Origin of the sequence: Novosphingobium decolorationis (genome assembly GCF_018417475.1) — a bacterium.
GTDB lineage: Bacteria > Pseudomonadota > Alphaproteobacteria > Sphingomonadales > Sphingomonadaceae > Novosphingobium > Novosphingobium decolorationis.
In genome coordinates, this window is record NZ_CP054856.1 from 4,212,072 (window position 1) to 4,224,096 (window position 12,025).

General features: G+C 66.5%; 10 protein-coding genes. 6 read left to right on the forward strand and 4 right to left on the reverse strand.

What is annotated here, in order from left to right:
• Position 1: 1 nt before the first annotated feature.
• The 4 genes from HT578_RS19565 to HT578_RS19580 are packed head-to-tail and all read left to right on the forward strand — an operon-like array spanning position 2 to position 4,597.
• Complete coding sequence (locus tag HT578_RS19565; RefSeq protein ID WP_213501136.1) at positions 2–1,882, forward strand: TonB-dependent receptor plug domain-containing protein; 1,881 nt, start codon at positions 2–4, stop codon at positions 1,880–1,882.
• Positions 1,879–2,850: an ABC transporter substrate-binding protein gene (locus HT578_RS19570; protein WP_213501137.1), complete on the forward strand. Its 972-nt coding sequence runs from the start codon at positions 1,879–1,881 to the stop codon at positions 2,848–2,850. Before HT578_RS19565 ends, HT578_RS19570 begins: the two co-directional genes overlap by 4 nt.
• Positions 2,847–3,818 carry a FecCD family ABC transporter permease gene (locus HT578_RS19575; RefSeq protein ID WP_039388023.1) on the forward strand — a complete coding sequence of 324 codons (972 nt, stop codon included), beginning with the start codon at positions 2,847–2,849 and terminating at the stop codon, positions 3,816–3,818. Before HT578_RS19570 ends, HT578_RS19575 begins: the two co-directional genes overlap by 4 nt.
• Positions 3,815–4,597, forward strand: a complete 783-nt coding sequence (locus HT578_RS19580; RefSeq protein ID WP_213501138.1) for an ABC transporter ATP-binding protein — start codon at positions 3,815–3,817, stop codon at positions 4,595–4,597. Before HT578_RS19575 ends, HT578_RS19580 begins: the two co-directional genes overlap by 4 nt.
• 98 nt (positions 4,598–4,695) lie before the next feature.
• Here the strand turns inward: HT578_RS19580 and HT578_RS19585 are convergent, their stop codons facing one another.
• Together HT578_RS19585 and HT578_RS19590 are read right to left on the reverse strand one after the other, a co-directional pair.
• On the reverse strand, positions 4,696–6,846 hold the full coding sequence (locus HT578_RS19585; RefSeq protein WP_213501139.1) for a M3 family metallopeptidase: 2,151 nt from the start codon (positions 6,844–6,846) through the stop codon (positions 4,696–4,698).
• A gap of 354 nt (positions 6,847–7,200) precedes the next feature.
• Entirely contained in the window at positions 7,201–7,356 is a 156-nt protein-coding gene (locus tag HT578_RS19590; protein WP_213501140.1) for a hypothetical protein, read from the reverse strand.
• Positions 7,357–7,473: 117 nt separating this feature from the next.
• On the opposite strand from HT578_RS19590, the gene HT578_RS22615 reads away from it, so the two are divergent.
• Positions 7,474–7,680, forward strand: coding sequence for an FmdB family zinc ribbon protein (locus HT578_RS22615; protein WP_213501141.1), 207 nt, complete (start codon positions 7,474–7,476; stop codon positions 7,678–7,680).
• A gap of 97 nt (positions 7,681–7,777) precedes the next feature.
• Here HT578_RS22615 and HT578_RS19600 read toward each other — a convergent pair whose 3' ends face one another.
• Together HT578_RS19600 and HT578_RS19605 are read right to left on the reverse strand one after the other, a co-directional pair.
• On the reverse strand, positions 7,778–8,344 hold the full coding sequence (locus HT578_RS19600; RefSeq protein ID WP_239026366.1) for a septal ring lytic transglycosylase RlpA family protein: 567 nt from the start codon (positions 8,342–8,344) through the stop codon (positions 7,778–7,780).
• 8 nt (positions 8,345–8,352) lie between these two features.
• Positions 8,353–10,041 carry a M28 family metallopeptidase gene (locus tag HT578_RS19605; protein ID WP_213501142.1) on the reverse strand — a complete coding sequence of 563 codons (1,689 nt, stop codon included), beginning with the start codon at positions 10,039–10,041 and terminating at the stop codon, positions 8,353–8,355.
• 186 nt (positions 10,042–10,227) lie between these two features.
• Between HT578_RS19605 and HT578_RS19610 the strand changes: the two genes are divergently transcribed.
• Complete coding sequence (locus HT578_RS19610; protein WP_213501143.1) at positions 10,228–11,970, forward strand: mechanosensitive ion channel family protein; 1,743 nt, start codon at positions 10,228–10,230, stop codon at positions 11,968–11,970.
• Positions 11,971–12,025 lie beyond the last annotated feature (55 nt).

The window sequence follows — 12,025 nt, forward strand, 5'->3', positions numbered from 1 at the left end:
CATGAAGAGCCGTTATTTCGTGGGCGCCGCATTGGGCGTGGTCCTCGCACCTGTCTGTGCGCAGGCCGCCGAGGCCGGACCGCTCGACGAGACGATCGTGGTCGCCGCGACGCGCACCGAGGTCCCGCTCAGCCAGGTCGGCCAGTCGGTCAGCGTGGTGACGCGCGAGGACATCGAGCGCACCCAGGCGACCACCGCCAGCGAAGTGCTGTCGCGCCTGCCGGGCCTGCAGGTCACCAATTCGGGCGGCTTCGGCCAGCCTTCCAGCGTGTTCATCCGCGGCGCCGACAACGCGCAGAGCCTGGTCCTGATCGACGGCGTGCGCGTCAACGATCCGGGCGACGTGGGCGGCGGTTTTGACTTCGGTGCGCTCACCATCGCCCAGTTCGACCGGGTCGAGGTGGTGCGCGGGTCCTCGGGCGTGCTCTACGGCAGCCGGGCCATCGGCGGTGTCATCAACCTTGTCACCCAGCGTCCCGAGGAAGAGTGGCACGGCCGCGCGAGCGCTGAATATGGCTGGCGTGATCGCCGCCAGGTCTCGGCCTCGGCAGCGGGCCTGGTCGGCCCGGTCGGCCTGACGGTGGGCGGCAACTGGCTCAAGGGCGATGGCTATTCCGCCTTCAACGAGGATCGCGGCGCCACCGAGAAGGACGGCTTTGAAAGCAAGAGCCTGAATGCCCGCGCGCAGGTGGAACTGACCGAGGGCCTCTCCATCGACGGCGGCACCTTCTGGACCCGCGCCAACTACGACTACGACAATACCGGAGCCGACGCGCTCAATGTCGGGTTCAAGCGCGATCTGACGGGCTATGCCAACATCCGCTACGCCGGGCTCGATGACCGCCTGCACGCGCGCGTGGGTTATGGCGTGGTCGACACGCGCCGCATCTCGGACGCAAGGGAAAATGGCACGAACGAGACCAACGGCAAAACAGAGCGCTTCGAGGGGCAGCTCGAATTTACACCGATTACGTTTGTCAGCGTTCTGGTCGGTGCGGAGACGGAGAAGCAGAACTTCAATGGCGCGTTTACTTATAGCGGGGTAGTCTCAGCTTCGAACGACTCGATGAGCATCGACAGCCTTTTTGCCAATCTGACGCTGCGCCCGGTCACCGGCCTCACGCTCAATGGTGGCCTGCGCTACGATGACAATTCGCAGTTCGGGGACCGCACGACTTTTGCCGCGAATGGCGTCTATGCCTTTGCGGGTGACGAAGGGCCTGTGATCCGGGCCAGCTATGGCGAGGGCTTCAAGGCGCCGTCGCTCTACCAGCTATTCACTAATATCGGTTCTCAGCAGCTCGACCCGGAAACGTCGAAGAGCTGGGACGTGGGTATCGAACAGCCCTTCGCGGAAGGCCACGGTGTGCTGTCCGTGAACTACTTTGATCGCAAGGCCAAGAACCAGATCGAATACAGGACAATTGATTTCTATACCTGGGAAGGGGCCTATTTCAATATCTCCCGCGCGCGAGCGAAGGGTTTGGAAGTGGCCATGCAGGTCCATGACTGGCAAGGTTTCGACCTGAACCTTGCGTACACCTATCTTGATGCAAAGAACGGGACCACGGGGTATCGCCTTGCGCGGCGTGCGAAGAACAACATGACCGTAAGTCTCGATAAGCGCTGGGACGTGAACGAGTTCGGCGGGCTTCGCCTTGGCGCTGAACTGCGTGTTGGAGGCGGGCGCTGGGATGATTTGGACAACGCCCAGTGGGTCGAAGGCAACACGGTCGTGAACCTGCGCGGGTCCTTCGCGGTCACGCAGAACGTCGAGGTCTTCGCGCGCATGGAGAACCTCTTTGACGAGCACTACGAAGTGGTGCGCACCTACGGCACGCCGGGCCGCTCGGCCTATGCGGGTGTGCGCGTGAAGATGTGACCTGTACCATTCCTCCTGCTTCCTGGCGTGCCGCTGCGGCGCGCGCAGGCTGGGCGCTCCTTGGCTCGCTGCTGCTGAGCGCGTGCAGCGGCGCGCCCGCGCGTCCGCAGGAGCAGGGGGAAGGGGCGTCCTCGGGGGGGAAGCGGCCGAGCATCGTCTCGCTCAACCCCTGCACCGATGCCATCCTGGCCGAGGTCACCGCGCCCGGCCAGCTGCTCGCGATTTCCGGTTACAGCCACGATCCCTCCAGCACCTCGATGGGGCTGGAGGCTGCCGCGCGCTACCGCGGGGTCTCGGGCTCGGTCGAAGAGGTTGCCGCGCTCGCACCCGATGTCGTTGTGGCAGGGAGCTTCCTCGCCCCGCCGACCGCCAACGCCTTGCGCGATCTGGGCATCCGCGTTGTCCTTGAACCCATCGTCTCGGACGTGGAGGGCGCACGTGAGCAGGTGCGCATGCTGGCCGAGTTGAGCGGGGACAAGGCGGCAGGCGAACGGCTTGTCGCGCGGATTGACGACGCGCTCAGGCGCAACGCCGCGCCGGCGGACTGGACCCCGGTTCCCTCGCTGGTCTGGGAATCGGCGGGGCTGGTCGCAGGCAACGACACCCTGGTGGTGGACCTTCTTGAACATTCCGGCTTCGTCAACAGCGCGGGTGCACGCGGGCTTGGGCAGGCTGAGTTTCTGCCTCTTGAACAGGTGCTTGCCGATCCGCCGCGCGTTATATTCGCGGTCGGCAATCCGCTGGCCGAGGAGGACCGCATGCTCCATCATCCGGTTCTGGCCGATATGAAGAACACGCTGCGCATCCCGCTCTCGCGCTCGCTGATCTGGTGTGGCGGACCGACCGTGCCCCGCCTGCTCGACCGGCTGGGCCGCGCGCGCCGCGCCTGGCTTGGCCGTCACGGGGACACGCGCGAAGGCGCAGAGGACGCGGGGCACGCAAGGGGCTTTGTGCAGAAGGACACATGACCCAGTTTCGCCTCAACCTGTTGTTGCTCCTCGGGCTTGCCCTTGTTGTGCCGCTCTCGCTTCTTGCCGGGCGCGTGTGGATCAACCCACTTTCGCCCGAGACGCACAACGCCTCGCTCATCCTGATGCACCTGCGTCTGCCGCGCGCGGTCCTGGCCGTGACGCTGGGCGCGGGGCTTGGCCTGACAGGGGCGGCGATGCAGGCGTACCTGCGCAACCCGCTCGCCGATCCCGGGCTTTTCGGCATTGCGCCGGGCGCGGCGCTGGGCGCGGTGCTCAGTTTCTGGACCGGCTACGCGGCCTCGCCCTGGTTGCTCCCGGTCTTTGCTCTGCTGGGAGCTTCGGGCGCGATGCTGCTGCTCGCCCTCATTGCCGGGCGCGGCGGCGGGGTGGCCCTGTTCACGCTGGCGGGCCTCATGGTCTCCAGCCTTGCCGGGGCCCTGATGAGCCTGGCCATCAGTCTTTCGCCTTCGCCCTTCGCGATGACCGAGATCGTCACCTGGATGATGGGGGCGCTGGCCGACCGGTCCTGGCGCGAGGTCTGGATTGCGGTGCCCTGTACCCTGGCCGGTGCCGCGGCGATCTACGCCGCGCGGCGCAGCCTTGATGCCCTCACGCTGGGCGAGGTGGCGGCCCGTTCGCTCGGTGTCGATCCGCTGATCCTGCAGTTGCAGATCATTGCCGGGGTTGGCCTCATCATCGGTTCAGGGGTGGCGGTCGCCGGGATCATCGGCTTCGTCGGGCTCATGGTGCCGCACCTCGTGCGCCCCTTGACCGACCGGCGGCCGAGTTCGCTGCTGGTGCCGAGCGCGATTGCCGGGGCTCTGCTGCTGTTGGTCGCCGATTGTCTGTGCCGTATCCTCCCGCTCGCCAGCGGAGAGCTGCGTCTGGGCATCGCGCTCAGCCTTCTGGGAACGCCCTTTTTCCTTGTCCTGCTGCTGCGCATGCGCAAGGGGCTGAGCTGGTGAGCCTGGCGACGGAAAACCTGTGCGTGGGCGAGCGCTTGCGCAACGTTTCGATCCAGTGCCGTCGCGGCATGGTCACCGCGATCTGTGGCCCCAATGGGGCGGGCAAGTCGACGCTGCTGTCCTGTCTTGCGGACCTGCAGGAGGCCAGTTCGGGCCGGGTCATTCTGGGTGAGCAGCCCATGCGTTTCAAATCCCCGCGCGAGCGGGCGCAGTGGCTGGGCTATCTGCCCCAGGCCCCCGATGTGGCCTGGGACGTGGCGGTGGAGGTGCTCGTCTCGCTGGGCCGTCTGCCCTGGAGCGATGCGCCGGCCGGGGAAAACGCAAAGGCCATCGAGGATGCCATTTCGGCGATGGACCTGGAAGAGCTGCGGCACCGCCCGGTTTCGCGCTTGTCCGGTGGTGAGCGGGCACGGGCGCTCATGGCCCGCGTGCTGGCGACGCAGCCCGGCTGGCTTCTGGCCGATGAACCACTCGCCAGTCTGGACCTGGGCCACGCGGCCGCGCTGATGCGCCGTTTCCGGCAGCAGGCGCAGCAGGGGCGCGGCGTGGTGCTGGTCCTTCACGATCTTGCCACCGCGATGAACCATGCCGATTGCGTGGTCGTGCTCGACAAGGGCGAGGTCGTCGCCGAGGGACCGCCCGAAACCGCGCTGACCCGCGAGATTGTCAGCCGCGTCTGGAAGTGCCGTGCCCAGTGGCTGGGCGATCCGGGCGAGCGCGCGCTTTCGATCGCCTCGCCCTCGCTGGCGAGCGAGCGGGGGATGCGCATCCTCGACTAGATGATCCGGCCGTGGGAACGCGGCTGCGAGCACACGAAAAAGGGGCAGGAGGCGTGGCGCCTCCTGCCCCTTTTTCATTTCGTAGCGGATCTGAAGTCCTACTTCTCCGACAGGCCGCGCGCCTCGAGCATCGGTCCGATCTGGGGATCGTGGCCGGTGAAGTCGCGGTAGAGCACGTCGAGGTCCTTCGAATGGCCCTGACCCAGGAAGCTCGCGCGGATGTGATCGCCGTTGGCGCGGGTCATGCCACCATGCTTGGCGACCCAGTCCCAGCCGTCGTGGGCAAGCAGCTCGGTCCAGATGTACGAGTAGTAGCCCGAGGCATAGCCGTTGTCCCAGATATGGCGGAAGTACGGCGTGCGGTAGCGGGGCGGGATGAGATCGCTGCGAAGGCCCATCGAGTAGAGCGCCTGCTTTTCAAACGCCATCGGGTCCTGCGCAGCCTCTTGCGGGCTCAGCGTGTGCCACTTGATGTCGAGCATGGCCGCTTCCAGAGTCTCGCCAAAGCCCACCGACTGGTTGAACTTGGATGCCGCGTTGATCTTGTCGATCGTGCCTTCGGGAAGCGGGGCGCCGGTCTCGTAATGCTTGGCGTAATGGGCCAGCACTTCGGGGACGGTCGCGAAGTTCTCGTTGAACTGGCTCGGGAACTCCACGAAGTCGCGGGCGGTGTTGGTGCCCGAGAGCGCCGGGTAGGTCTGGCTTGCGAAGAAGCCGTGGAGCGCGTGGCCGAATTCGTGGAACATCGTGGTCACGTTGTCCCAGCTTGCCAGCGCCGGCTCACCCTCGGCGGGCGGATCGATGTTGAGCGTGTTGGCGATGACCGGCGTGTTGCCGAGGAGGTCGGACTGCTCGACGAAGTTGTTCATCCACGCACCACCGCGCTTGGAGGGGCGCGAGAACGGGTCGAAGTAAAACAGGCCGAGCGCGCTGCCGTCCTTGTCGGTCACTTCGTAGACGCGCATCGTCTCGTGGTAGACGGGAATGTCGGTGCGGCGCTTGAAGCTGAGGCCATAGGTCTGGCTCGCGGCGTAGAACACGCCGTTCTCCAACACGTTGTAGACCTCGAAGTAAGGCTTGATCGCGCTTTCATCGAGGTCGTACTTCGCCTTGCGCACCTTCTCGGCGTAGTAGGTCCAGTCCCAGGGCTGCAGCGTGGTCACGCCATCGGCCTTGGCGGCATCGAGCAGAAGCGCGGCTTCGCGGTCCTGCGTCGTGCGCAGCGCAGGCGTGAAGCCCGACATGAACGTCATCGCCTTTTCCGGCGTGTTGATCATGCGGTCGTACATCTGGAAGGTGCCGAAGTTAGGCTGGCCCAGCAGCTCGGCCTTCTTCGCGCGCAGCGTGGCCAGCTTCGTCACGATGCCGGTGGTGTCGAATTCATCGCCCGAGGAGGCGCGGTTGATGCTCTCCTCGAAGACGCGGCGGCGGCTGTCGCGGTTGGTGAGGCTCGCGAGCACGGGTTGCTGGGTGAAGTTGATCAGCGGCAGCACGTACTTGCCGGGCTTGCCTTCCTCCTTGGCGCGCTTGGCGGCCGAGGCAATCTGCCCCTCGGTAAGTCCGGCGAGCTCTTCGGCGCTGTCGAAGACGACGGCGTGGGCGTTGTTGGCCTGGGTCAGCTGCTGCGCGAACTCGGTCTCCAGCTTGGAGATCTGCGTGTTCATCGCCTTGAGTTCGGCCTTCTTCGCGGCCGAGAGGAGTGCGCCGCGGTGGACGAACTTGGCGTACTCGGTCTTGAGCAGCATCGCGTCCTCGCCAGTCAGGGCCTTGCCCGCGGCGCTGTCGTGGACCGCCTTGACCCGGGCGAAGAGCTTGGGGTCGAGGTAGATGTCGTCCTGCATGGAGGAGATCTGCGGCGAGACCGCGGTGTCGATGGCGTCGAGTGTGTCGTTGGTGGCCGCCGAAGTGAGCTGGCCGAAGACATTGTAGACGCGGTCGTAGAGGACGCCCGCGCGCTGCATGGCGACCAGCGTGTTCTCGAAGGTCGGCGCTTCGGGATTGTCGGCAATGGCCTTCATCTCGGCGCGCTTCTGGGCAATGCCCGCCTCGATTGCGGGCTGCCAGTCGGTATCGCGGATCTTCGTGAAGTCCGGGGCCTGGAAGGGCAGCGTGCTCGGCTGGGCGAAGATCCCGTCGTAGGCGGTATCGCTCGCGGCATGTGCGGTGGAGATCGTCATGGCAGCTGTTCCCGAAAGGGCAAGAGTGGCGAGGACAGCGGGCGCTGCGGCTGCAAGGAGCCGTTTCTTCATCAGGTCATTCTCCGAAGGGTCTTCAGGCATGCGACGGGGATTATGGGGGAGGCGTGCCGGCGTTCTTTTCTGCGCCGGGTTGCCCGGCCTGAAGACTATGTCATGGGCGGCAATCAAGCGTGGCGGCGGGGCCTTTGCAAGTCCGATCTGAGGCAGGATGACCCGGTTGCACAGATCGTTGCTCCGACCTCATTTGTGTGTTCGGTGGTGCCATGTGGAGACATGATCTTGCGTGCGTGCGGGCAAGGTGTGGCCTGAGGCCGACGCACGACAACCGCCAGGGCGGGCGAGCACCCCGGCGTCGTCGGGACATGTTCGATGGAAGGGGGGAGAGTAGGCCTTGAGGCCCGGCTGTCAGAGCTTGCGGAAGCGCCCCTGGCTCCAGATGCGCAAGTCGGACGTCTCGGTGTCCTTACGCGCGCGGTCTTCGCGTTCACGATCCAGGATGAGCGATCCGGTCTTCCGGCTGAAGTTCGAGCGGCGGAACGGCATTTCGGCTCCGATGTTCATTGTTTTTCTCCTCTATCCAGAGAGGAGAACGTGGGTGGGGCGGGATGGGTTCCCGGCGGCTGGCATATTTTTCGCTTCTGGGCGCGCAGACCTGAAACGCCAATCCTGCGAGGGCCCATGCCGATCTACGATTTTCGCTGCCCGTCCTGCTCTGCCGAGTTCGAACTGCTGGTGCGTTCGGGCGATGCCGCGGCGTGTCCGCGCTGCGATGGCGGGGGTCTCAACCGACTGGTTTCGCGCGTTTCCCCACCGGGAAAGTCCAAAGCGCTCGCGGCTGCAGGTCGAGCCGCGGCGAAGCGGGAAGGGCATCTGAGCAACTTCTAGGCGCCGCCTCCCTCCCGCCGCGCGCGGACCGGCCTTGGGCTGCAGTACGACACGCTCGTGTCGTCTTTGCGACATGGCTTTGCGTGTCGCAGGAAAGTCAGAGCGCGCCGACGCCCCGTTCGAACTGGCGTTGCAGATTGCCGAGTGCGCGCGTGTCGAGAGGGGGCAGCTTGCGGGCAGGCTTGCCTTCGCGCAGACGCTCGCGGTCCTTCGCCTCGGGCTCGACGCGGCGAACCCGTACGGCGGCGACGCCCTTGGCGCGAATGCCCAGTTCCTCGGCCGCCCCGCGCGAGAGGTCGATGATGCGCGAGCTCGCAGCAAACGGCCCCCGATCGTTGACCCGCACGAGGATGCGCCGCCCGGTGTCGAGCGCGGTGACCTCGACGTAGGTCGGCAGCGGCAGGTCGCGGTGCGCGGCGGTGATCCAGGCCGGGTGAAACTTCTCCCCGTTGGCGGTCTGGCTGCCGCTCTCGCTGCCGTACCAGGCGGCATAGCCGAGCATGTCGTAGTCGGGCTGGGCACGCGGCGTGTAGCGTTCCCCGCGCACCTGGTAGCTGGGGCCGATACGCACGGGTGTGTCGCTGACCGGGCGGTATTTCGTACCGCCCCCGCAGGCGCTCAGGGCGAGGCAGGCGAGTGCGGTGGTGAGGGGAAGGGCGCGCACGAGGAGGCTCAGTTGCGTTCGGCCGCGCTTTCCTCGCGCCGGGCCTTGAATTCAGAGCCGGCCTTCCATTGCGGCCAGCGCGGCGTGCTCGCCAGCTCCCACCCGATCTGGCCAATCAGGTCGATGTCCTGCACCGCGCCCGCGAGATCCCAGTCCGAACCGATGGCATCGCAGGCCTGGTGGTAGCAGTCACCCGTGTAGGTATCGATCCAGGCCTGGCCTGCCTCACGTCCGCCAGTTTCCAGGTCCGCGGCTCCGGCGATGCCCATGAGCAGCATCACTGGTACGCCGCGTTTGGCGAAGGAGAAGTGGTCGGCGCGGTAGAACAGCCCGCGTTCGGGCAGGCCCTCGGGCGTGACGGTGCGTCCTTGGGTGGCGGCTACGCGCGCCATGTCGTCTTCCAGCGTGTTCTGCCCTTCGCCAACGAGGATCACGTCCTTCGCAGGGCCCGCGGTCTGGAGAATGTCGATGGCAAGGTTGGCCACGGTCTTCTCGAGCGGGAGGACGGGGTTGGCCGCGTAGTATTCCGAGCCCAGGAGGCCGCGCTCCTCGGCGGTCCAGGCGGCGAAGACGACCGAGCGCGCAGGCGCGGGACGCGCCTTCATGACGCGCGCGATGTCGAGCAGCGCGGCGACGCCCAGCGCATCGTCGTTGGCGCCTGCACGGTAGATGCGGCCCAGTTCGTCCGGCTGGCCCTTGCCGTAGGCGTCCCAGTGCGCGCCATAGATCACGGCCTCGTCGGGGCGGCTGGTGCCCGGGATCTTGCCTAGCACGTTGTGGCTGGTGATTTCCTCGTGGGTGACGGGAACGTCGGCGGAGAAAGTCACGCCTTCCAGCGGCACGGGGCGAAAGTCCTTCGAGCGCGCCTGTGCCTGGAGGGCCGCCAGATCGAGCCCAGCGCGGGTGAAGAGGTCCTGCGCGGTCGCGCCCGACATCCAGCCTTGGAGCTGGAGCGGGGTCACTTCGCCTGCGGGCTTGACCACGTCGAAGTTTTCGCCGCCCGGGCTCTCGACGACGTTCCAGCCGTAGCCCGCCCCTTCGGTCTCGTGGATCACCAGCGCGCCGACCGCGCCCTGACGTTCCGCTTCCTCGAACTTGTAGCGCCAGCGCCCGTAGTAGGTCATCGTGCGCCCGCCGAACTTGCCATAGGGATCCATGTCCGGGGTAGCGTTGAAGTCGGGGTCGTTGACGAGGAAGACGAGGACCTTGCCCGCAAGGTCCATGCCTTTGAAGTCGTCCCATTCGCGCTCGGGCGCATCAACGCCGTAGCCTACGAAGACGACCGGTGCCTTGGCGAGGACCGCGCTGTCCTCGCTGCGCAGGGTCGAGACGTAGATGTCCTTGGTCTGATCGACGGCAAGTTCGCCTTTCGGTGTGGCGAAGGAAAGCGTGCGTGCCTTGCCGAGCGCTGTGTGGAGGAGGGGGACGGGCTGGACCCAGCTGCCGTCCGGCCCGGCCGGTTCAAGGCCGAGGTCCTGCATGCGCGCGATCAGGTAGCCGATGGTGCGGTCATCGCCGCGCGTTCCCGGTGCGCGCCCTTCAAAGACGTCTTGCGTCAGGGTCGTCACATCGCGCGCGATCCGCGCCGCATCGACCGAGATGGCAGGCGGCGTAGGCGAATTTGCCTGCGTGGGCGTGGAGAGAAGGGGGCTCGCGGCCAGCGCCAGGGCCAGCGACAGAAGGGACCGGGTGTGCATGACAGGCATAGTAAGCCGCGCGAAACAGGACACAAGCGCGCAGCGAAACGCAGTGTGCACAGATGCGCACGGCGACTGGAGGACGTGTCGCGGTGGGCTGCGGCAACCGGCTTTCTCCTCATCCGTTTAGGAGCGCGATGGGCCGCGCACACCTACGGCCTGCAACCTGGAGCCCTTTCGGTCGTGATGTCCCGTTTCCTGCGTTCGTTGATGCCTATCCTCCTGCTTGCGCTCCCCGCCTTGCCGCTGGCCGCGCAGGAAAGCTCGCCCGTGGCGCAAGCTGCCGATGCGGTGACACCCGATGCACCGGACGAGAACGCCAACGCAGACGGGCAGGCTCCGGCCGCGCAGGAGCCCGTGTCCGATCCCTATGGGCGGACCACGCCGCGTTCGATGGTGCAGGGCCTGATCGAGGCGCTGGCGGCCGGAGACGATGCGCGGGTCGACCGCTTCTTCGAGGATGCCGAGCATGGCGCCGAACGGGCGCGCCAGTTGCAGGCGCTGCTCGACAAGGGGGGCTCGCTCAACACCTTCGCGGCGCTCTCCGACAAGCCCGAGGGCGTGCTCGACGATGACCTGCCGGCCGAGCAGGAATATGTCGGGAACCTGGGCGATGAGGGCAAGACGCCGATCATGCTCACCCGCTCGCAATCGAACGAGGGCGCAATGATCTGGCAGGTCTCGCGCCAGACGGGCGACATCGTGGGACGGCTGAACCCGGAAACGACGTCACCCGAGGAAAGTGGCGAGCTGACCGTGGCCGGGGCCAGCGTGACCGATTGGGGGGTGCTGATCGGGCTCGCTGCAGCCGTGTTCGTCGGCTTCCAGCTGATCTCGATGGCGCTTGTGGCGATTGCCGAGCGGCTCGTGCGGGGGCCTACCGCCGAGGCGGGGGTAGCCTTTGCGCGCGCGGCGATGCCGCCGTTCAGCCTGTTCCTGGCCACGGTCGTGTTCCAGATCTGGGCCGACAGCCTGCCGGTCTCGATCATCGCGCGCCAGTTCATGCTCAAGTACATCGGGCTCTTTGCCGCCGCCGCGCTGACCTGGCTGCTGGTGCGCCTGATCGACACGATTTCGCGCACGGTCATCACCCGCATGGAGGCGCGGGGGCAGCGTCAGGTCGTCTCGGTCGCCTCGCTGCTGCGCCGTGCGGCCAAGATTTTGCTCCTCTTCGGGGTCCTTGTCGCCATCCTCGATACGTTCGGGATCGACGTGACGACGGGTATCGCGGCGCTCGGTATCGGCGGGATCGCTCTTGCGTTGGGTGCGCAGAAGACGGTCGAGAACTTCGTCGGCTCGGTCTCGCTCATCGCCGACAAGCCGGTGCAGATCGGCGATTTCTGCAAGATCGGCGATATCCTGGGCACGGTCGAGGACATCGGCATCCGCTCCACCCGCATCCGCACGCTGGCGCGCACGGTCGTTACCATTCCCAACGGCGATCTGTCCTCGCAGAACATCGAGAACTACGCCAAGCGCGATCGCTTCCTGTTCAACCCCACCGTAGGGGTGGAATACGGGATCGGTTCAGCCAAGCTGCTCGAAGCTGTCGAGATCGTGGAAGGCGTGCTGGAGGAGCACGAGCGCATCGCCAAGCCAGGCCACCGCGCCCGCTTCGTGGCCTTCGGCGCCAGTTCGCTCGACATCGAGGTCTTCGCCTACATCGAGGCCGCGGACTATGACGAAAGCCTGGTGATCCAGCAGGACCTCCTCTTGATGATCTTTGCGCGGCTGGAGAAGGAGGGGATCGGTATCGCCTTCCCGACCCGCACGCTGCACCTTGTGCGCGAGGGGGGCGAAGAGGGGCTGGCCCGCGCGAAGCCCGACACCAGCCTTGCCGACACCCACCGCGAGGGGGCGCAGGCCGTGCCCAAGGGACCACCCCCCTCGCAGGTGCAGGACAGCGAAGACGACGACGGCGAGGACTAAGTGGACGAGGCCTGAAGGCGGCGCCCCAGCGTAGAGCGTGGGGGCGCGCTTGACC

What these genes read in the sequence shown, in the direction of transcription:
- HT578_RS19565 (WP_213501136.1), top strand. Translation starts at nt 2, where the DNA reads ATGAAGAGCCGTTATTTCGTGGGCGCCGCATTGGGCGTGGTCCTCGCA.
- HT578_RS19575 (WP_039388023.1), top strand. Translation starts at nt 2,847, where the DNA reads ATGACCCAGTTTCGCCTCAACCTGTTGTTGCTCCTCGGGCTTGCCCTT.
- HT578_RS19585 (WP_213501139.1), bottom strand. Translation starts at nt 6,846, where the DNA reads ATGAAGAAACGGCTCCTTGCAGCCGCAGCGCCCGCTGTCCTCGCCACT.
- HT578_RS19590 (WP_213501140.1), bottom strand. Translation starts at nt 7,356, where the DNA reads ATGAACATCGGAGCCGAAATGCCGTTCCGCCGCTCGAACTTCAGCCGG.
- HT578_RS22615 (WP_213501141.1), top strand. Translation starts at nt 7,474, where the DNA reads ATGCCGATCTACGATTTTCGCTGCCCGTCCTGCTCTGCCGAGTTCGAA.
- HT578_RS19605 (WP_213501142.1), bottom strand. Translation starts at nt 10,041, where the DNA reads ATGCACACCCGGTCCCTTCTGTCGCTGGCCCTGGCGCTGGCCGCGAGC.
- HT578_RS19610 (WP_213501143.1), top strand. Translation starts at nt 10,228, where the DNA reads ATGTCCCGTTTCCTGCGTTCGTTGATGCCTATCCTCCTGCTTGCGCTC.